The sequence below is a fragment of the Microcystis ichthyoblabe FBCC-A1114 genome, assembly GCF_050500245.1.
Lineage (GTDB): Bacteria > Cyanobacteriota > Cyanobacteriia > Cyanobacteriales > Microcystaceae > Microcystis > Microcystis ichthyoblabe_A.
In genome coordinates this window covers 2105932-2125318 of record NZ_CP191408.1, presented here as the reverse complement: position 1 = coordinate 2125318, position 19387 = coordinate 2105932, and the positions used below count along the sequence as shown (strand labels likewise).

Annotated in this window: 19 protein-coding genes and 2 pseudogenes; 11 read left to right on the top strand and 10 right to left on the bottom strand. The window is 45.7% G+C overall.

Annotated elements, in window-relative coordinates:
* Positions 1 to 4 precede the first annotated feature (4 nt).
* A complete protein-coding gene (locus ACQY1Y_RS10320) occupies positions 5 to 820 on the bottom strand; it encodes a Ycf66 family protein (protein ID WP_430014513.1) in 816 nt (271 codons plus the stop codon).
* Between the two features lie 613 nt (positions 821 to 1433).
* Between ACQY1Y_RS10320 and ACQY1Y_RS10315 the strand changes: the two genes are divergently transcribed.
* The 9 genes from ACQY1Y_RS10315 (at position 1434) to ACQY1Y_RS10275 (ending at position 10567) form a co-directional block, all read left to right on the top strand.
* Positions 1434 to 3125, top strand: coding sequence for an iron uptake porin (locus tag ACQY1Y_RS10315; protein ID WP_430014512.1), 1692 nt, complete (start codon positions 1434 to 1436; stop codon positions 3123 to 3125).
* A gap of 152 nt (positions 3126 to 3277) precedes the next feature.
* Positions 3278 to 5053, top strand: coding sequence for a pyruvate kinase (pyk, locus tag ACQY1Y_RS10310; protein ID WP_002774839.1), 1776 nt, complete (start codon positions 3278 to 3280; stop codon positions 5051 to 5053).
* A gap of 143 nt (positions 5054 to 5196) precedes the next feature.
* Complete coding sequence (locus ACQY1Y_RS10305) at positions 5197 to 6009, top strand: HEAT repeat domain-containing protein (RefSeq protein WP_430014511.1); 813 nt, start codon at positions 5197 to 5199, stop codon at positions 6007 to 6009.
* 55 nt (positions 6010 to 6064) lie between these two features.
* Positions 6065 to 6496, top strand: a complete 432-nt coding sequence (locus ACQY1Y_RS10300; RefSeq protein WP_002732680.1) for a DUF29 domain-containing protein — start codon at positions 6065 to 6067, stop codon at positions 6494 to 6496.
* Between the two features lie 185 nt (positions 6497 to 6681).
* Entirely contained in the window at positions 6682 to 7305 is a 624-nt protein-coding gene (locus ACQY1Y_RS10295; protein ID WP_430014510.1) for a HEAT repeat domain-containing protein, read from the top strand.
* Positions 7306 to 7368: 63 nt separating this feature from the next.
* Positions 7369 to 8142 carry an ABC transporter permease gene (locus tag ACQY1Y_RS10290; RefSeq protein ID WP_002734025.1) on the top strand — a complete coding sequence of 258 codons (774 nt, stop codon included), beginning with the start codon at positions 7369 to 7371 and terminating at the stop codon, positions 8140 to 8142.
* Between the two features lie 131 nt (positions 8143 to 8273).
* Positions 8274 to 9167 (top strand): ABC transporter ATP-binding protein, encoded by an 894-nt coding sequence (locus ACQY1Y_RS10285; protein WP_002732759.1) that lies wholly within the window; start codon positions 8274 to 8276, stop codon positions 9165 to 9167.
* Positions 9168 to 9301: 134 nt separating this feature from the next.
* Positions 9302 to 9781 carry a hypothetical protein gene (locus tag ACQY1Y_RS10280; RefSeq protein WP_002774825.1) on the top strand — a complete coding sequence of 160 codons (480 nt, stop codon included), beginning with the start codon at positions 9302 to 9304 and terminating at the stop codon, positions 9779 to 9781.
* Positions 9782 to 10285: 504 nt separating this feature from the next.
* The gene (locus tag ACQY1Y_RS10275; RefSeq protein WP_002774821.1) at positions 10286 to 10567 is read left to right on the top strand and encodes a DUF2470 domain-containing protein; all 282 of its coding nucleotides are present in this window, start codon (positions 10286 to 10288) and stop codon (positions 10565 to 10567) included.
* Between the two features lie 179 nt (positions 10568 to 10746).
* Here ACQY1Y_RS10275 and ACQY1Y_RS10270 read toward each other — a convergent pair whose 3' ends face one another.
* Complete coding sequence (locus tag ACQY1Y_RS10270) at positions 10747 to 11523, bottom strand: SDR family NAD(P)-dependent oxidoreductase (RefSeq protein WP_193977813.1); 777 nt, start codon at positions 11521 to 11523, stop codon at positions 10747 to 10749.
* 148 nt (positions 11524 to 11671) lie between these two features.
* Here ACQY1Y_RS10270 and isiD point away from each other — a divergent pair, with 148 nt between their 5' ends.
* Together isiD and ACQY1Y_RS10260 are read left to right on the top strand one after the other, a co-directional pair.
* A complete protein-coding gene (gene isiD, locus ACQY1Y_RS10265) occupies positions 11672 to 11884 on the top strand; it encodes a protein IsiD (RefSeq protein ID WP_002732311.1) in 213 nt (70 codons plus the stop codon).
* A 164-nt stretch (positions 11885 to 12048) separates the two neighbouring features.
* Positions 12049 to 13047 carry an adenosine kinase gene (locus tag ACQY1Y_RS10260; protein ID WP_149106478.1) on the top strand — a complete coding sequence of 333 codons (999 nt, stop codon included), beginning with the start codon at positions 12049 to 12051 and terminating at the stop codon, positions 13045 to 13047.
* Between the two features lie 541 nt (positions 13048 to 13588).
* Here the strand turns inward: ACQY1Y_RS10260 and ACQY1Y_RS10255 are convergent.
* The 8 genes and pseudogenes from ACQY1Y_RS10255 to ylqF form a co-directional block, all read right to left on the bottom strand.
* Positions 13589 to 13864 (bottom strand): annotated as a pseudogene (locus tag ACQY1Y_RS10255) (hypothetical protein).
* Positions 13865 to 14082: 218 nt separating this feature from the next.
* The gene (locus ACQY1Y_RS10250; protein ID WP_430014509.1) at positions 14083 to 14571 is read right to left on the bottom strand and encodes a RipA family octameric membrane protein; all 489 of its coding nucleotides are present in this window, start codon (positions 14569 to 14571) and stop codon (positions 14083 to 14085) included.
* Between the two features lie 17 nt (positions 14572 to 14588).
* A complete protein-coding gene (locus ACQY1Y_RS10245) occupies positions 14589 to 15005 on the bottom strand; it encodes a TIR domain-containing protein (RefSeq protein WP_430014508.1) in 417 nt (138 codons plus the stop codon).
* A gap of 396 nt (positions 15006 to 15401) precedes the next feature.
* Complete coding sequence (locus ACQY1Y_RS10240) at positions 15402 to 15563, bottom strand: hypothetical protein (protein ID WP_192575067.1); 162 nt, start codon at positions 15561 to 15563, stop codon at positions 15402 to 15404.
* A 2-nt stretch (positions 15564 to 15565) separates the two neighbouring features.
* Positions 15566 to 16039, bottom strand: a pseudogene (locus ACQY1Y_RS10235) (type II toxin-antitoxin system VapC family toxin).
* A gap of 143 nt (positions 16040 to 16182) precedes the next feature.
* The gene (locus ACQY1Y_RS10230) at positions 16183 to 16425 is read right to left on the bottom strand and encodes a DUF433 domain-containing protein (protein ID WP_002761871.1); all 243 of its coding nucleotides are present in this window, start codon (positions 16423 to 16425) and stop codon (positions 16183 to 16185) included.
* Between the two features lie 153 nt (positions 16426 to 16578).
* Entirely contained in the window at positions 16579 to 18063 is a 1485-nt protein-coding gene (locus ACQY1Y_RS10225; RefSeq protein WP_430014507.1) for a glutamate synthase subunit beta, read from the bottom strand.
* Positions 18064 to 18224: 161 nt separating this feature from the next.
* Positions 18225 to 19064 carry a ribosome biogenesis GTPase YlqF gene (ylqF, locus tag ACQY1Y_RS10220; RefSeq protein WP_002732450.1) on the bottom strand — a complete coding sequence of 280 codons (840 nt, stop codon included), beginning with the start codon at positions 19062 to 19064 and terminating at the stop codon, positions 18225 to 18227.
* Positions 19065 to 19387 lie beyond the last annotated feature (323 nt).

Genomic DNA, 19387 nt, shown 5'->3' with positions numbered 1-19387 from the left:
CTCCTTAATAATCAAACCTAGTCGGATGATCATTACTCGACTCCCGTTCACTATTATCCGGTCTCTGCCAATCTTCTCGATCGCCGGTATCGCTAGAATCGATCGGTTGATAATCGACGTATTCCCCTTTAAATGGCGGATCATCCTCAATTATTGGGCGAGGACGACGTTTTTGGCTAGTGCGGGGTGGTTTACTGCTCGTTTCTTCACTAGGGGGACGACGACGGGGACGGGAACTGGTTTCTTCCCAATCATCACCGCTACGGCGCTGATCATAAACATCTCGATCGCTAGTGGGGGAACTATTGCGGGGACGACGATTAGCGGTTTTGCGACTGCCGGTATCGGCCGGCCGACGGGTGCGGGTGCTGCGGGGTTCCTCGTCCTGATAACTAGAAGTGCGGGAAGAGCGGGGATCATCGTAACCGCGTAAACGGGGATTATCTTCGTAACGTTCCTCTGGTTCGTAGGTGTCGAGGGGTTCCAATTCGGCTCGATATTCCCGACTCACAGGACGTTCATCCACAAAAGACGTGCCGCGGCGGGCCTGTTCTGTGGTTAAACCCCTTAATTTTACCGTCTCGAAGGCAAAAAACACCGCTGCCCCGGTCAGCAGAAATTGTCCGAATTGCAAAATTGGATCCAGTCGCCACCCTTGAAAAAGTAGAATTAAACCGCACAATAACCCAACGGCGGCAAAAAATATATCATGATCGCGGGAAAGTTCCGGCCGCACCGAGCGCAGGAAGTATAACCCGGCTCCGGCCACTGCCAGAAAAATTCCTAAGATACTGGCCGAATTCAGCCCAAAATTGACCATCTTTATCTCCCTTCTCGGTGCTTAAATTTAAGAATCGAGTCTTTATCTCTAGCCCTCAGCTTTCAGAAGCAATCCTGCTGTTTTTAACTCTAGGCATCGAGCTATATTCTAACCCCAAAGTCCAGCAATATATTAACCACCCTCGTTCACACAACTATTGTTAGGGGAGTGCGGAGATTTTATCAGTGATCAGTGAACAGTAATCAGTGAACTGAAAACTCACATCTGATAACTGATAACTGAAAAGGCTGAGATTTTAACAAAATCTTTAGAAGTTACCCATTGACAGGATTGACTAAATGTGATACACGGGTTTCGGGCATTTTAACGTGATTTCTTGATCACTTTTGAGCGATCGCTATCCTTGGGAAGTTAATCGCCGCAAGTCTGAAAGGAGGGATTTTCCTTGATGCACATCATGGTTAATTTGTCAAGTACCTAAGTCCTAATCTTAATAAGATTCAGACAGAAATTTTTCTGTCATATCATAAAATTAACTTAACCCAGCCAAGGGGGAATTGGCATAGAATATGATCATAATTCAGGCTGAACATATAGTCTGTTTGTATTCATAGTCCATTCAATCCATAGAATAAGGTGTGAGGATTGACCCATGTCAAAACTATTCAAGAATATAGCAAAGGTAACTCCTTTAGTATTAGGTGCTTCCGTGGCAGCTGCTGGCAGTGCAGTGGCTCAAACTATGTCGGGGACACCTCAACTGAAAATTGATCCGGCTGCGCAGCAGCAACTCGATCGTATTCAGAGTGCCCAAAATAGTCAGCAGATTAATACGAGTGTCTATCAAGGTTCCATGTCCCAGGTGACTAGCGTTAACCAACTGCGGGACGTATCTCCCACCGCTTGGGCCTACGAGGCATTAAGAAGTCTTGTGGAACGTTACGGTTGTATCGTTGGTTATCCTGACCGTACCTTCCGTGGTGATCGCGCTACCACTCGTTGGGAATTTGCCGCCGGTTTAAACGCTTGTTTGAACGTCATGGAACGTTTAATTCAAGATGGTGTGGGTGTACTCAGAGAAGACATCGATAAATTAAAACGTCTTGTTCAAGAATTTGAAAGCGAACTAGCGGCTTTAGGGGCGAGAGTAGATAACCTCGAACAGCGCGTTTCTTTCTTGGAAAATAATCAATTTTCTACCACCACCAAACTCAGAGGTGAGGTAATCTTCAGTGTCGCCGATAGCTTCGGTGGTCAGGCTCTCCTTAGAAATACCGACGGTACGGTGACTAGAGGCACCAATCAAGATCAGACCCAAACAGTATTTAATAACCGGGTTCGTCTCAACTTTGAAACCAGCTTCACCGGTAAAGATTTGTTAAGAACCCGTTTACAAGCGGGTAACTTTAACAACACTTTTAACCAAAGTGGTCCGACGAGAACCAACATGACCCGTCTAGCATACGATAATGGCCGGGACAACGATGTCACCATCGATGACTTGTTCTACCGCGCTCCCATCGATACTCCCTTCGGTAAAATCACCATTTGGGTTGGTGCTAACGAGTTAAACCTAGATGACGTTTTCATCACTACTAACCCCTTCCTCGCCGATAGCGGTACAGGTGCTTTATCTCGCGGTCAACGCTACAATAACATCGTCTTCCGCGGTCCCGATGGTGTTGGTGCGGCGGTCAGATTTAATGTCGGGGATGTTTTCCAAGTCACAGGAACCTACCTAGCTAGTGGTGGGACTGATGGAGCCAGCAATCCTAACCCCGGTAGCGGTTTATTTAACGGTTCCTACAGTGCGGGTGCTCAGGTTGGTTTCTCCTTCATCAAATTTGCCGATATTAACTTCGTCTATGTTCGCAGTTATCAAACTGCGGCTAGTATGAGTTCTGGTTTATTCGGTAACGTCAGCAGCCCTCTGACGGAGCGTCCCTTCGGTAACGTTGCTACTGTAGCCGACCGTTTCGGTCTTCAAGCGAGCGCCCAGGTTATCCCTGGAGTCTTAAATCTAGGGGCATGGGGGGGTTATGCTAATGCCTCGGCCACTGGTGTTAATAATGCGATCGGAGACGATAACACTGGTATCTGGTCTTGGAACCTTAATCTTTCCGTCCTCGACCTCTTTGCCGAAGGTGCGGCCTTCTCTTTAGGTGGTGGTCAAGTACCCCGTTCCGATAAAGAAAGCAGCACCGCTTACATGGTAGAAGCCCAGTATAAGTTCCCAGTCACCAAAAACATCCTGATTACCCCCGGTGCCTATGCGGTCTTCAACGCTAACAACCAAGGTAACTCCGTTTTGGTTGGTGTCATCCGGACAACTTTCCGTTTCTAAGCTGAGTTGACGGACTTGAAAAAACGGTGGGATTTGTAGATCTCACCGTTTTTTTTACTTTTAACTTTTCACTGGATATAGCCATTTATGAGAAGATGATCGGAGCGTCCCAAACGCTGCTATATTTACTTCGCCTATTTAGTTGCTTATCTATGCACTCTCTGTCTTTCCCCCGTCGCACTAAAATTGTGGCCACGATTGGCCCAGCCTCGCAAAATAAGGAAACATTACGTCAGATGATCAAGGCGGGGGCGACGACATTTAGATTAAACTTTTCCCATGGCGATCACGATTACCATCGTCACAGCATTAACCTGATCCGTCAGTTAGCCTTTGAACTCAATCAACCGATTGGCATCCTTCAGGATCTACAGGGGCCAAAAATTCGTTTAGGTAAATTTGCCTGTGGGTCGATTACCCTGAAACCGGGGGAACCCTTTATCCTTACTTCTAGGGATGTGGAATGTAATCAGGAAATCAGTTCCATTAGCTATCCCTCTCTGGCCCAAGAAGTCCCAGAAGGTTCGAGAATTCTGCTCGATGATGGTAAAGTCGAAATGCGGGTGGAATCAGTGGATCGCCTGAAAGGCGACCTGTCCTGTCGCGTGGTGGTTGGGGGTGTCTTATCCAGTAATAAAGGGGTAAATTTTCCCAACGTCTATCTGTCGGTGAAAGCTTTAACCGATAAGGACAAAAAGGATTTAATGTTCGGACTGCTGTGGGATGTGGATTGGATCGCCCTTAGTTTTGTGCGTAATCCCCAAGATATCCTCGAAATTAAAGAATTAATCGCCAGTGCGGGGAAATCTATCCCCGTGATCGCTAAAATTGAAAAACACGAAGCGATCGAGGAAATGGAGGCAATTTTATCCCTCTGTGATGGTGTTATGGTGGCTAGGGGGGATTTAGGAGTAGAATTACCAGCCGAAGACGTGCCAATCCTGCAAAAACGCCTGATTAACACCGCTAATCAGCTAGGCATCCCGATTATCACCGCCACTCAAATGCTTGACAGTATGGCCAGTAATCCTCGTCCCACCCGTGCCGAGGTTTCGGACGTGGCCAATGCGATTTTAGATGGCACTGATGCGGTCATGCTTTCCAATGAAACGGCTGTGGGTCATTATCCCATCGAAGCGGTGGCAACCATGGCCCGCATTGCCGAAAGGATCGAACGGGAACAGATCAACAGTACCGCTCGCTCTAACAATAAACAATCGATTCCTAACGCTATTTCCTCGGCAGTTAGTCAAATTGCCGAACAATTGGGGGCAGCGGCAATTATTACCCTGACAAAAACCGGCTCTACTGCCCGTAATGTCTCCAGATTTCGCCCTAAAACCCCGATTTTAGCCGTTACTCCCCATCGGGAAGTGGCACAGCAGTTACAGCTAGTTTGGGGGGTAAAACCGATGTTATTGCTCGATTTACCCTCCACTAGCCAAACTTTTCAAGTGGCGATGAATCTTGCTCAGGAAAATAACCTCCTCGCGGATGGTGATTTAGTGGTGATGACGGCGGGAACTCTGCAAGGGGTGGCCGGTTCCACGGATTTAATTAAGGTGGAAGTGGTAAAATCCCTTTTGGGCAAGGGTACGGGTATCGGCCAGGGTGTGGCCAGTGGCCGGGCGCGAGTAGCCCATAATGCCCGAGAAGTGGGTAGTTTTAGTAACGGGGAGATTTTAGTCGTTCCCACCACCAGCGCCGAATATGTGGATATGATGCGGAAAGCTGGCGGAATTATCACCGAAGATACCGCGATGAATAATCACGCCGCTACTATCGGTTTAAAATTGGGTATTCCTGTGATTGTCGGGGTTAAAGATGCCACGAAAATTATCCGCGAAGGGGTGATCATTAGTCTCGATGCTCAACGGGGTTTAATTTATTCTGGTATTGGCAAGGGTGCGGCAACTATGAAAAACTGAGTCAGTCATCAGTATTCTCCGAGTCAGGAGTCAGGAGTCAGGAGACGCGAGACAGGAGACAGGTTTTATTTATTCTCCCCATCCCCCCACACCCCACACCCCACACCCCACACCCTACACCCCACACCCATTTTCACTTGTCTATGAGCGATTCTTACTCTGCTGCCGTCGATAATCCGGCCTATACCGTTGAACAAGCGATCGCTAATATCCAGCAAAGAGAAGACCTAGGCGCGCGTTATTATGCTGCTTGGTGGTTGGGTAGATTTCGTGTTCGTCAACCGGAGGCGATTTCGGCCTTAATTGCCGCTTTAGAGGACGAAAGCGATCGCACTCCCGATGGCGGTTATCCCCTGCGACGCAATGCTGCCAGCGCTTTAGGGAAATTAGATGATCTCAGTTGTGTTCCCGCTTTGATTGCCTGTCTCGACTGTGAAGATTATTATGTGCGCGAATCGGCTGCCCAGGCATTGGAAATGCTTCAGGATCGAAGCGCGATCGCACCTTTAAAGAAACTATTAGAGGGTGGCATCGAAGGGGCTGTTTTAGTGGCGGGAAAACCCCATTTATTCCAACCCTACGAAGCGATTATCGAAGCCTTGGGAACCCTGCAAGCGACGGAAGCGATTCCCCTCATCGAACCATTTTTAAGGCATTTCGTCGAAAAAGTGCGTTATGCGGCTGCCCGCGCCCTCTATCAACTCACGGCTAACCCCCACTATGGCGATATTCTGATTAATGCCTTGCAAGGGGAAGAATTACAACTGCGTCGTTCTGCTTTAATGGATTTAGGTGCTACGGGTTATCTGCCAGCTGCCCGTGCGATCGCTAATACTTTGGCGGAAAATAGTCTGAAACTGGTTGCTCTCAAGGAACTTTTAGAAAACCATCTAAAAACTAATTCTAGGGGCGAAAATATCTCGGAAATTCTCACTTTAATGGATAGTTTATTGTAATTAATCATTGGTTATTTTGTATCTAAATTAAAACCGATGCAATCCAGAGGTTTTTATGCTAATTCAAACTGATTATGTCGGCTGGCTGAACGAGACAATCACTCTGTTAAGACAAAAAAACTTTGATCAAGTTGACTGGGAAAACTTGATCGAGGAGATAGAAAGTTTGGGCAGAAGTCAAAAACGTGAACTCCGCAACCGGTTAACCACCATCTTAGAACAATGCCTCAAACTTTGCTATACTGATTACGTTGAGGATTATCGAGGTTGGCAAGAAACTATTAGGCGCAGTCAACGGGAACTAGGGGAACTTTTGAGAGATTCTCCTAGTTTAAAACCCTACTGGGATCAAGTATTTTTAGATTGCTATGCCACGGCTTTAAAAAGCTTGCGAGATAACCCCGATTATCAATCTTTTAACTTTCCCGATGATTGTCCTTTTTCCCAAGAAATTAGTCAGATTTTACAGAAAAAAGTTTGGCGATAAAATTATCTTTAAAAGTTTCTTGGTGGGGTTAGGAGATAGGAGTTAGGAGTCAGTAGCCGGTCGTCAGGAGACAGGAGACAGGAGATTATTTTATTTATTCTCCCCACTTCCCCACTTCCCCACACCCCACACCCCACTTCCCCACACCCCAACCCCCAACTCCTCATCCCCTCCACTGATAACCAATGCTTCCCACCGTTGAGACTTTAATTATCGCCGTCGAAAAAGCCGACTCAGCTAATGAGTTACTAACCGCCGTGGAAAACTTAGCCGCCGCCAAAAGTGAAGCGGCAATACCCACCCTCACCGATGTGCTGAGATATAACAACCCCGGCGCCTCCGTGGCAGCCGTGGATGGTTTAATCGCCATCGGCAAAGCGGCGGTTCCCTATTTACTAGCCAACCTAGACGGTTATAATTATGGGGCGAGAGCTTGGGCAACCCGCGCCCTAGCAGGAATTGGCGATGTGCGAGGATTGGACTTATTACTTGAGGCGGCGGTGAGTGATTTTTCCTTTAGTGTGCGGCGAGGGGCGGCTAGGGGCTTAGGAAATATAATTTGGTCTGATTTGGAGAAAAGTCGGGTTTCTGAGGCTCAGAAGGCTGTTTTTGCGGCACTGGAGAAACTTTTGCAAGGGGATCCAGAGTGGGTGGTTAGATATGCGGCGATCATCGGATTGGAGGGATTAGGAACTGCGGCGGCGGCATTTCGCGGGGCGATTCGGGAACTTTTAGGACAGATTGGGGAGACAGAAGCGGAAATAGTGGTAAGATTGCGTGCCGATCAAGCTCTGGAACACTTACAATAAGCCTAAGTCACAAAGTAGAAAAACTCATTTCTCTACAGGGAGAAACAATTACACTAACATTCTATGAAATATTGGCAGGAAATTTTAGCGATCGCTCAACGAATTTTAGTGGAATTAATCCGGCGCGGGCGTAGCTTAATTCTCTGGGGCATTTTCCCGATACTTGTCCTGCTCTTAAATGGCTATATTATGGCAGAAAAAGGCAAAATTGAGCTTGCTGAGGCAATGGCTCTGGCTACTCCTCCCACCCTCGTCGGGGCGGCACTTTTCTTTAGTTGTTTGGGGGGAACCGTGGCGACGGTAGTAGCAGAAAGGGAACAACAAACGATTAAACGGTTATTTTTATCGCCTTTAAGCGGTGTTTCCTATTTTATCGGCATTTTTCTCGCCCATTGTGTGATTGCTGCCTGTCAGACAGTTTTAGTTTATTCTATTGCTAAACAGTATGGAGCCACTTTTAAAGGCTCAATTCCTCTAGAATTATTAATTATTTTCCTTAGTATCACCGCCTATGTGGGTTTAGGATTTATCCTCGGTACTCAACTGGCGAAAAGAACAGAAGATGTTAATGCTTTGGTGGGAACTTTTGGGGTTCCTTTATTAATTTTAGGCGGCGTTTTTCTTCCGACTGCTTTATTCCCCGACAATATTCTATCTCTGGCTAAATATAACCCGATCTACCACATGAATGAAGCTTTAATTGCTGTTTGGGCAAAGGGCGAAAATCTAGAAGATATTAGCTCTCATTTTCGCTTTCTCTGTCTTTTTGCTCTAGCTATGGTAGCAGGTGGTTGGCTTACCTATCGACAAATGTTAAACCTTGAACGCCGATTGTAAATCAGTGATCAGTTATCAGTTATCAGTTATCAGTTAGAAAAGGCAAGAGTATTTATTGATTTGTCTTCCCATATCTTACACTCCCTAATCCTGCTTCCTGACTTCTGACTATCCTTATTACTTTATTAAAAATGCTGACTATTAGTAATGTCAAAAAAAATTACGGAAGACGCTTAGTATTAGATCAATTAAACTTTCATATTGAAGCGGGGGAAATTTACGGTTTACTTGGTCCAAATGGTGCGGGAAAAACCACCACTATTAACTTAATTTGTAATTTATTAAAACCCTCATCGGGAGAAATTACCTTTAATTATTTGCCAATTTCGAGAGTTACTAAAGAATTAATTGGGGTTGCCCCACAAGAAAATTTATTGTACAAATCCCTTACTTGTGAGGAAAATCTCAACTTTTTTGCTCAGATTTATGGACTCGATCGCCCCCAGCGTCGTCATCGGATTAAAAGCAGTTTATCCGCAGTAAATTTGCTCGATCGCGCCCGTAGTCCGGTGGAAACTTTAAGCGGTGGAATGCAGCGCCGGATGAATATTGCCGTGGCTATTGTTCATCAGCCAAAATTATTAATTCTCGATGAACCAACTACTGGTTTAGACATCGAATCTCGCTATGAAATTTGGGATTTAATCGGAGAATTACGGCGACAGGGAATGACAATTTTATTAACTACCCATCTCCTCGATGAAGCACAGCGTCTCTGTCAACGTATCGGCATTTTAAAACAAGGTCGTATTATTGCCGAAGGTAATTTAAATCAGCTGCGTCAGCATATTCCTGCTAAGGAAATTATTATCATGGATACCCAGGATCAAGAAGCGGCAATTAATCGAGGGAAACAATTAGGATTTACTCCCAAATTTTACGGTAAAGATTTAGCTTTTTGGTTAGATGAACATCTAGAATTAAGCGAGATTATTCAGGCATTCGATGGCATTAATATTGATTCTCTCGCCCGTCAGACGGTACAGTTAGAACATATTTATATGGAAATTATGAATCAATTTTAACACCGTTTTTGAGAATTCAGGTTGATGATCAGCATTTTTTCGGAATTTAGCTCAATTAAGCTAAATTACCGTTTTTTTACCGTCATGATCATCTATAATTTTTGGATAGGTTCTATTAATTGGAGACAAAATCAATGATGAAATTAACCTCTATCACTGGGTTATTGGGTCTATCGGCGGTATTATTAAGCTTACATCTACCGGCAGCGGCGCAAAATTGTCGGCCACTTTCTTTATTAGGGGGTGAAGGTAGTGAAGTTACCAAAAGCGTCTCACAACCCACTGTTCCAGGGCCTTTCGGTGTCACGATAACTCGTAATAATTGGAATACCGATTGGGCAGTGCCGGGGGGGAGACGTTTTCAGAGGTTTATCGTTACGGTTTCTGTCCCCCGGGCTGCCTCCTTCGATATCCGGCTGTTTCTCAAGTATAGCGATCAAACTAACGAGGAATTTTTTAATACTAATGGAGTACGAATCGAACCCGATAAACCCTTAACAATTACTGCCACAGTCCGGGCAAATGATCAACCTTTTCTAGTCAATCTTTTTGTCAATGGTATTCAGCACATCGGTAATACCTACACCGCTTCTGTTGTCGGTTGTGAACGATAAAATATATAGGGTGTGCTGAAAAAGTTTTTTGGTGGGGGCAGGGTGTGGGGTTTTAAGCTAAGAGGCATTTTAATCGCCTATCCGATTAGCTCAATCTCTCCCAATCCCTTTACTGTTGCCTCTTGTTTCATCTCAACAGGCAATTTATACTAAATCCAGTTATTAAAGACTGATTATCTATTCCTCCTTTTGCCTCTTGCCTCTTGCCTATCCTCCTAAGTAGCCTATACTCAACGGATTTAGTATTAAATGCGCGGGCAGCCCCGGACTTTACTCTCTACCCCGATTGACCTTCAGTGGGACAATTAGAGCAATGCACAATTAAGGATTTTTGTCAAGAAAATAATATTAAACTTATCATTGATGTCTCCCATGTCCACGCCCAAATTATCTGGCAATTGGCGATTAATTAGGCTACCCTAACTAATATGCCCCCATTGGCCTCGATTTAGAACTAGCTTTTATCCGTCCCCACCTCAATCATCGATTTTTTTCCAGAATCTTATGTCTGAAACTATCACTCCCGCCATTAGCGATCGCATCTGTAAACACATGAACAAGGATCACGGTGATGCCGTGCTTTTCTACGCTCAAGTTTACGGCAATATTACCGATGCAGAAACCGCTCAAATGCTATTCATCGATCCCGAAGGCATGGATTTAGCCGTAGAAAAATTAGGGGAGAGTCAAACAATTAGAATACCTTTTGAGCGCACCCTAGAATCAGCCAAGGATGCCCATAATATTCTGGTTGAGATGCTAAAAGTTAATCAAACCACCCCTTGACAAAGCTCGATTTTGCGCCATAAATCTAACAACCTTGTTGGATAAAACTTTTAGACTTTTTCGCCATTAAAAAGTGTCAGCCATGGGGGTAATCCGGGGGAAATTGAGCTACTTTTTCCCTGAAAATATGTAAAACCCCACACCCTACCCCCCGGAAAAACTTTTTCAGCAGACCCTAGTTATAGCTTGAATTGCTTTTCTATCAAAGACACGATCCAACTTCTGGGTAAAAAACGGGGCAGATTGACGATAATTTTATTAGCCAATTTACCGGCTACCACGTTGGGGCGTTTGTTTGCCAAGGCAGTTAAAGCCTCTTGTACCACCACTTCCGCCGAATCTAACCGGCCGTTTTTGCCCATAAAGGCACTGGGAAATCGGGCCACCTCAAAAAAATTCGATTCCGTCGGACCGGGGCAAAGAGCAAGGATTTCAACGCCTTTGTCTTTATTTTCTGCCCAGAGAGACTCGCTAAAACTGAGGACAAAGGCTTTTGTCGCCGCATAGACGGAAAGATAGGGGAGCGGTTGAAACCCGGCAATGGAAGCAACATTGATAATTGCCCCCCCAGCACCAGCAAGCATGGGACGGAGAAAATAGTGGCTTAATTCCACCAATACCAGATTATTTAACTGGATCATTTCTAACTGTCGAGCTAAATCCCGCTCGCTAAAAGCGCCATAATCACCAAAACCGGCATTATTTACCAGTAAATCGACGTTGATTCCTTTTTGGTTCACCGTATCATATACTAGCTTTCCCGCCCCAGCAACGGTCAGATCTTGGACGATAACCGTCACTTTTACCCCGTATTGTTCCCCCAATTCCGCTGCTAATTGTTCTAGTTTATCCCTAGATCTAGCGACTAAAATTAGCTCCATTTGCCGTTGGGCAAGTTGACGGGCAAAGACGACACCGATACCAGTGGAAGCACCAGTAATGAGGGCTGTTTTCATAGAAGATCAATCAAAAATAGCTTTTTTGCTGGAATTGTAGCACAATTACCCTTTCATTTACAGTTCTTAACTTGGCGGGGAAGACATTTTTTCAACTCAGAATATATGTTAGGCTAGAAACAGAACAAAGGTCGAGGAAGGTGCAGAAATGACAGTTATAAGCTTCACTGATCAAGATATTGCCAAATATACCGCCGCTGATATTGCTTCTTTAGCCGAACGACTAGAAAAAGATGAGTATAGCAACCCCTTCGAGGCTTTGCGGGATTGGCATCTGTTGCGAGCGATCGCTTTTCAAAGGCAGGAATTAGCCGAACCTTATCTTTATCTGTTGGATCTAGAAGCCTACGATGAGGCTTAAGGTTGCTTAGTTAAACAAAACTTAACAAAAATTACTGGGGGTGTGAGACTAGCACACCCATTATTTTTGATTATGGTATTCTCTGGCTGAAAAAAGCCCCTAGCTTTTTGCCCCTTATTTCCCTACTATCAATAACAAAGTATTTTTAGGCGATCGACTAAATTATGGGCAAACAATACAACGTTTATGGGATCGGTAACGCGCTCGTCGATATGGAATTTCCAGTCTCTCCTGAATTACTGCAAGAATTAGGCATCGATAAAGGAGTGATGACGCTGGTGGACGAAAATCGTCAAACCCAGTTGATGGAAAAATTGGCTCTTGATTGTAAACGCAGCGGTGGCGGATCGGCGGCGAATACCCTAGTAGCGATCGCTCAGTTGGGGGGTAAAGGTTTCTATTCCTGTAAAGTGGGCAATGACGAATTAGGCAAGTTTTATCTACAAGATCTGCGCGCCTGTGGTTTGCATACCAATGAACACGGCGGCGAAAAAGAGGTGGGAATCACGGGAAAATGTCTAGTTTTCGTCACTCCCGATGCCGATCGCACCATGAATACTTTTCTCGGCATCACTGGGGAAATTTCCGAACGGGAATTAGTCCCCTCAGCGATCGCTAATGCCGATTATCTCTATCTCGAAGGTTATCTCGTCACCTCTCCCACTGCCAAAGCTGCCGCTATTAAAGGGCGAGAAATTGCTCAGGCGGCTGGAGTCAAAACCGCTTTATCCCTGTCGGATCCCAATATGGCGATCTTCTTCCGGGAGGGATTACTGGAAATGATCGGAACCGGGTTAGATTTCGTTTTCGCTAATGAGTCGGAAGCTTTGACTATTTCCGGCAGCGAGGAAATCGAGTCAGCGATCGCCTATTTTAAAACCATTGCCAAAGGATTCGCTATCACCCGGGGTGCCAGTGGTTCTTTGATCTATGATGGCGAAAATCTCCTGGAAATTGACCCCCATCCCGTACAGGCGATCGATACCGTCGGTGCGGGGGATATGTACGCGGGGGCTTTTCTCTACGGTATTACCCACGGTATGGGTTACAAAGGGGCGGGAAATCTCGCTTCTCTAGCGGCTGCCCGGGTGGTTTCTACTTTTGGAGCGCGTTTACAAACCGAGGAAATTCAATCCCTGCGCGATTCGATCGTTTTGGGATAGGTTTTGTCAGTGATCAGCTTTCAGTCATCGGGAGTCAGGTTTTTTCTCCCTGCTCCCTGCTCATAGACAGTCTTAACGAGTAATTTAGATAGGGTTTGCTGAATAAATTTGAAATGTAGGCAAAGTAAGGGTTTTGGGGCTTTTCTCGCTCCCACAGGTGCAAGATTTTGAGAGAATCGTCGTTCAAAACCTTGCGTCTTCATCGGCCCGCGTCCTGTAGGGGCGAAGCATTCGGGCAATAACCTATCGGTGAAAACGTAGATTTTCTATCCGAATGCTTCGCCCGTACTTATTCAGCAAACCCTAGATAGTCATACTAAATCCTGTTTAAAAGGTATAGGAGGGCGGGGAGAAGGGAGCGGGTTTTTCAAGTTGGATTGGGGGTTAATCATGCTATTAAAAACCGATTCAGTATAACGGTAAAGTTAGACCGTCTTCACCGATAACTTTGGCTGAGTCATAGCGCCTCAATTGTAACGCGCCCACCTTCCACTGCCTAAATCTGAAGTTTAAAGCCATACAAAAGACCCATCCCCACACATCATACTCGCTTTCTCTGGCTGCGACTGCCAAAACGGAAGACGGCTCTATGTCCAATCCGAATCAGCCAAGGTTGAGCATCAGGGACACGCTCCTAGAGATGATCGGTAGCAGTAATCGTATCGTCGGCAAGCTCAAACGCTCCAGTTTCGATGTTGATCGCCACAATTCTCCCGTGATTTCCCTCCTCCACTTGAGAACGTACCTGAGATTCATAAATCTCATTACCACGTCGAGCGAATTCTTCTTTGCTGTAGCGGGGTTGACGAACTGTCATTGGCTTGACCCTGGGGCAACTTTTGCCCTCTATTTTAACCTAAACATTGGGAATTTTCGCTAACATTCCCCAACTGGGACCACCAGAGCGGCATCGCACTTAAACCCACAACTTCAATCAATGGGCATGGTGCGTTCCCCAAAATCTATTAGTGGAGCAGTAGGACTTGCATTAGGGAACGCACCCTACAAGATCGGCGATCGCATTCGAGGGGCTTGTTAGCCCTTGCAGTAGAAGGTGGCAGCAAGAAGAACATACAAGAATCCAAAGCAAACTGGAACCCAGTTCTCAACGTGTGTAAGCGGAAGATATTTTTTCCTGTCCTTTCCCGACCCCAGTTCAACCCACTCCACGTCATATGGCGCGACCGGCAACATTTGCTCAAGTGCATGGACGACCTTGAATTTAGCCGAGTTGAGTTGACGATATGAGTCAACTGTGCGCCACCACACAAAGCAAAGGAGAATTACTGCAATGAACGGTGTGAGGCCAAGCAAGGTTGGCTGAAGTACTTTTTCCTTTAGCAGAACTGTGAAGGCCGTAATCAGCGCTGTGTGAACGCCAACAAAGAATGAATTGGCCAGCATTCGTCTTGCACTGATCCGATCGGCCATCTCGACATACAGCTTGTATTGTTCGAAGAGGTGCTTTTCGAATTCGGTGCCGTAAGACTTTTTGTTCCGTCTGATGAGACCGATGAGACCCATATTATCCGCCGAACAGATCAAATAGCGTGATTACGGATGGCATCAACAATTGACTTGCTTTGCCATTTCACAATCGCATCAGCGTTGTCTTTCACTATCTGTGATGTCTTCTCAGAAGCCCATGGCTCGACAGCAATGATGGGCTTGTTGTAGTCGGTCTTTGAAATCTGTATTTCTTTGTTGATCCACTTTGAGTAAGTGCTGTAGACGCCCGCAAGCATCACGACGCAGTTGACTGGAGCAATTTGAGCTTTGATTGCCGCATACAACTCGGAGTCGTTCTTAGCGTTGTGAATTGGGTCATCCTTTGGTACGGAATAATCTTCCCAAGTGAAGTTGGGGTGCTCATCAAAGAACTTCCCAAGCTTCTCGTAAGCGTCTCCGTAAGTCCACGAGTGGCTGATGAACAATCGGTAAGTCTTCAGTGTGGGCATGGTGGATCCTTGTTGATAAAAGGGCCTAACTACATATTATAGGTCAACTTTCTGCATAAAACTCTCCAGAGTAATGATATAGGTCAACTTTCTTTATAACACTCTATTTAGGCGCGATTGCCAGAAGTTTTCCCTATATCACCCCCAAAAGCCTGTTAGCCAGATTAGCATATTCCCAAAAACCTTGTTTAACTAAATTTCTGACAATTAGGCTCATTCTAGCGATGATTCTTCGATCTGACCGCACCCATTGACAAAAATTTACAATTATTCGACCTTTAGCGATCGCTATCGGGGGATAGTTGTTTTTTGTTACAGCAGTGGGGAGAAGGGAGCAGGTTTTTAAAGTGGGATTGGGAGTTAATCATGCTATTAAAAACCGATTCAGTATAACGGCTAAGTTAGACCGTGTTTTCGAGATAAGGTTACAACTTCTCTGCCACTTTCAGCTTGTTGCTTTTGCAAATCAGCAAAGATGGCTTTCAAGTCATGATTGAATGACCGAGAGTACTCTTCACGAATTTTGTGGATCTCTTCCACAATCTCATCCTGAAACATAATCAACCTCCGAGAAGTTCATAGGGTGTACAAAGAATTGGCAACTCGTAGCCAAAATCAAGGCTGATCTCTGCCAACTTTCCCTGAATTTGAGCATTGGCGATGTGCTTGCAATTCCAGGTGAGCAGGTAATCCATGCCGTGAACGGTTGCGGGGGCGATATGAACAGCATCAATATCAGCTTTTGCGGGAAGGTTGCTGCGTTCCAAAAATTGCTCTGCTAAATCTAGCACAGCTTGGTTCAAGTCGAGTAAAGATAGATTAGCAAGGATTTATAGTCGTTGAGATGCGATCACAACATCACCTTGTGAGGTTTCTTTCACGACCGCTTGGGATGAGTAAAGTTGAAAATCGCCGCGACGTGTATTCCACCACTCCTTCGTCACCTCAATATTTGCGGCCACAACAATATCTCTGCTGGGTCGAGCAGTAAGATAGCCTAAGATACTGGTTTCAATATAGACGGTTTCGCTCACGGCAATCTAGAAAATCTATCCAATGCCTATCCTACCGCATTTAATCTTGGTTCTGAGGGTGTTGGGTAACAGTCGTCAACCCAACCTTGTACGTGAAATATTCTTGTCAGCATAAAGTTGCCGCAGAAAGCGGTAGTCCCTGATCAAGCAACAGCTTCATAGCGATTAGGAAGTTCAATGATGCGATCATCCAAGTAAGAAGAGGCAAAAATTAGGGCTTGTCGAATATCTTCATCCTCCAGTTCCGGAAACTCTTGATGTAATTCTGCTCGATCGGGATAAGTTGCCAGTAGCTCAATCACTCGACGAACCGTAAGGCGAAGATTACGAATGCAGGGTTGCCCATTCATACGGTTTGGATTGCTCGTAATACGATCTAGTTTCATTAGAGTAATTCTATTGTTTCATGATCACTTTAACCTTTAGCGGGAGTAAGGGACTTGCGCTTTGATAATGTACCATTTAGGGCTGGTCTTATTCTTCTAGAGAGCGATTTTCTGGCTGGGATATTATTCCCACGCAAGTCCCTAACTACTGGTTTAAGGTAAATCCGTCGCCCCCATCAAAAAGCGATCGCATTCCCTGGCGGCCCCGCGACCTTCATTAATCGCCCAAACCACCAAACTTTGACCACGACGACAATCTCCCGCTGCAAAGACTTTCGGTAAGCTAGTGGCAAATTGACCATGTTCGGCCTTGATATTGCTGCGGCCATCCTTTTCTAAGCCTAAATCATCGAGTAAAGGCTGTTCTGGTCCCAAAAATCCCATGGCCAATAGAACCAATTGCGTCGGGATGACTTTTTCTGTTCCTGCCACCGTTTGGGGGATAAACTGCCCTTTTTCGTTGCGTTGCCATTCCACCTGTACCGTGTGAATCCCTGTGACGTTGCCCTCGCTATCCCCCTCGAATTTAGTCGCCGTGGTGGTATAAACCCGGGGGTCATCGCCAAAACGCGCGGCCGCTTCCTCTTGTCCATAGTCCAGACGGTAGATTTTCGGCCATTCGGGCCAGGGATTATCGGCGGCCCGTTCGCGGGGCGGTTGCGGCATAATCTCTAATTGGGTGACGCTACGGCAGTTATGACGCAGGGAAGTCCCCACACAGTCGGTTCCCGTGTCGCCACCGCCGATAATTACTACGTCTTTACCCGCAGCCGAGATAAAATCCTCCCCCGGCTGTCCGTCTAGTAGTGCTTTTGTATTAGCAGTGAGAAACTCCATGGCGAAGTGAATGCCCTTTAATTGGCGACCTTCAATGTTCAAATCCCGGGGTTTGGTGGCTCCGGTACAGATAACCACGGCATCATATTCGTTTAATAGGTCTTGGCTGCTGATATCCTTGCCCACTTCCGTGTTACAGACCATTTTTACCCCTTCCTGTTCGAGCATCTGGAGACGACGCAGAACCACTTCTTCCTTATCTAACTTCATGTTGGGGATGCCGTACATCAACAGGCCCCCGGGTCGGTCGGCCCGTTCGTAAACCGTCACCCAGTGACCAGCTTTATTTAACTGGTCGGCGGCCGCTAATCCAGCAGGTCCGGAACCAATCACAGCCACTTTTTTGCCGGTACGGATGGCGGGGGGATTGGCAGTAATCCACCCAGATTCCCAACCTTTGTCAATAATCGAACATTCAATATTTTTGATCGTAACGGGGGGATTATGAATACCGAGAACACAGGAACCCTCACAGGGAGCGGGGCAGACTCTACCGGTAAATTCGGGGAAATTATTGGTTTTATGGAGGCGATCGAGGGCTTCTCGCCACAATCCTCGATAGATTAAATCATTCCATTCGGGAATCAGGTTATTAATCGGGCAACCACTGGCCATGCCACTAATTAGGGTTCCCGTGTGACAAAATGGTGTACCACAATCCATACAACGGGCGGCCTGATTGCGGAGTTTATCTTCTGGCATGGGAAGATGAAACTCATCCCAATTATGAAGGCGATCGAGGGGGGTAAGTTCGGAAGGAAGTTCACGCAGGAATTCGATAAAGCCAGTCGGTTTGCCCATAGTCTTTGTTATCTCTGTCGTTTATTCCCTATCTTCCTTCACAGTTCGATCGATCCTCGCAACTTTACCGATTTCTTTAATCTTATCGGCAGCTCAGTGGAGTAACAGGCGGTAATTTTGACAAATTGGTTAATTAACTATTGAGTTAAAAATAGGCGATTTCAAGAGGAAGGGGGCAATTCTAAGGGGATAGCCCCGATTATTCCCTTACGAAAATCATTGAGTAACTGCATGGCTGCCCTTTCTTTATCTTCTTGATATTTGAGATTGGCCAATTTTTCGATAAAATCCTCCCCGGTTATGTCTAGAGTATTCAACCCATAACGAGATTGTAAAAGTCCTTCATACTGTAATTCTATTAATAAATCGACAAAAGCCGCCGCTATCCTTTGGTTATCATAACCAGCATCCCCAATATCCTCACAGATAGCTAATTTCACCGCATCCTTTTGATTTTCTAAACGGGAAGGAATCACCCCCGGCGCGTCTAATAATTCTAAGGTGTCGGAAATTCGTACCCATTGTAATTGTCGCGTTACTCCGGCCCTGCGGGCGCTGGCAACGACTTTTCGCCCCAATAAACGGTTAATCAGGGCAGATTTGCCCACATTGGGAAACCCAATCACCACGGCCCGCACTGGACGCGGTAACATTCCTCTTAGTTGACGTTTTTGGTTAATTTCATCGCCAATTTTTTCCGCCGCTTTGATAATTGCTTTAACTCTTTCTCCCTGTTTAGCGTTAGTAAAATAGACGGTTTCTCCTTGACTTTTAAACCATGTTACCCATTGTTGCTGGGCAGATTCGGGAATCATATCGAGACGATTTAAGATTAATAAGCGCGGTTTATTGCCAATCCAATCGTCCACCTGGGGATGATGGGAGGCTAAAGGAATGCGAGCATCGCGCACTTCTAGGACCACATCCACGAGTTTAAGATGTTCCTTGAGTTTTCTTTCCGCTTTGGCAATATGACCAGGATACCATTGAATTAACGACATGGGAGATGGGAGTATAAAATTAGATCTTATCAGGAATAGTCCCTAGATAGCTAAGTGGGTAGGTGTTAAAAATTATCAGATTCCTCTTTATTAAGCTATTCATTAGTCACATCTTTCTTAACATAAAATTTGACAAAAAGAGAAAAGTGTGCAAGATGGCTCAAGGGAGTTCTATGGCGGAACTAAGTAGCTGGTTATAATTAGGGTTTGCGGCAAAAAGTACGGGCGAAGCATTCGGATAGAAAATCTGATGAAGACGCAAGGTTTGGAAGCACGATTCTCTCAAAATCTTGCAGCTGTTTCGCGAGAAAAACCACAAAACC

Bases quoted from the DNA above. Each gene is read 5' to 3' on its own strand.
- ACQY1Y_RS10320 (WP_430014513.1), bottom strand. From the start codon at position 820: ATGGTCAATTTTGGGCTGAATTCGGCCAGTATCTTAGGAATTTTTCTG.
- ACQY1Y_RS10315 (WP_430014512.1), top strand. From the start codon at position 1,434: ATGTCAAAACTATTCAAGAATATAGCAAAGGTAACTCCTTTAGTATTA.
- pyk (WP_002774839.1), top strand. From the start codon at position 3,278: ATGCACTCTCTGTCTTTCCCCCGTCGCACTAAAATTGTGGCCACGATT.
- ACQY1Y_RS10305 (WP_430014511.1), top strand. From the start codon at position 5,197: ATGAGCGATTCTTACTCTGCTGCCGTCGATAATCCGGCCTATACCGTT.
- ACQY1Y_RS10300 (WP_002732680.1), top strand. From the start codon at position 6,065: ATGCTAATTCAAACTGATTATGTCGGCTGGCTGAACGAGACAATCACT.
- ACQY1Y_RS10295 (WP_430014510.1), top strand. From the start codon at position 6,682: ATGCTTCCCACCGTTGAGACTTTAATTATCGCCGTCGAAAAAGCCGAC.
- ACQY1Y_RS10290 (WP_002734025.1), top strand. From the start codon at position 7,369: ATGAAATATTGGCAGGAAATTTTAGCGATCGCTCAACGAATTTTAGTG.
- ACQY1Y_RS10285 (WP_002732759.1), top strand. From the start codon at position 8,274: ATGCTGACTATTAGTAATGTCAAAAAAAATTACGGAAGACGCTTAGTA.
- ACQY1Y_RS10280 (WP_002774825.1), top strand. From the start codon at position 9,302: ATGATGAAATTAACCTCTATCACTGGGTTATTGGGTCTATCGGCGGTA.
- ACQY1Y_RS10275 (WP_002774821.1), top strand. From the start codon at position 10,286: ATGTCTGAAACTATCACTCCCGCCATTAGCGATCGCATCTGTAAACAC.
- ACQY1Y_RS10270 (WP_193977813.1), bottom strand. From the start codon at position 11,523: ATGAAAACAGCCCTCATTACTGGTGCTTCCACTGGTATCGGTGTCGTC.
- isiD (WP_002732311.1), top strand. From the start codon at position 11,672: ATGACAGTTATAAGCTTCACTGATCAAGATATTGCCAAATATACCGCC.
- ACQY1Y_RS10260 (WP_149106478.1), top strand. From the start codon at position 12,049: ATGGGCAAACAATACAACGTTTATGGGATCGGTAACGCGCTCGTCGAT.
- ACQY1Y_RS10250 (WP_430014509.1), bottom strand. From the start codon at position 14,571: ATGGGTCTCATCGGTCTCATCAGACGGAACAAAAAGTCTTACGGCACC.
- ACQY1Y_RS10245 (WP_430014508.1), bottom strand. From the start codon at position 15,005: ATGCCCACACTGAAGACTTACCGATTGTTCATCAGCCACTCGTGGACT.
- ACQY1Y_RS10240 (WP_192575067.1), bottom strand. From the start codon at position 15,563: ATGTTTCAGGATGAGATTGTGGAAGAGATCCACAAAATTCGTGAAGAG.
- ACQY1Y_RS10230 (WP_002761871.1), bottom strand. From the start codon at position 16,425: ATGAAACTAGATCGTATTACGAGCAATCCAAACCGTATGAATGGGCAA.
- ACQY1Y_RS10225 (WP_430014507.1), bottom strand. From the start codon at position 18,063: ATGGGCAAACCGACTGGCTTTATCGAATTCCTGCGTGAACTTCCTTCC.
- ylqF (WP_002732450.1), bottom strand. From the start codon at position 19,064: ATGTCGTTAATTCAATGGTATCCTGGTCATATTGCCAAAGCGGAAAGA.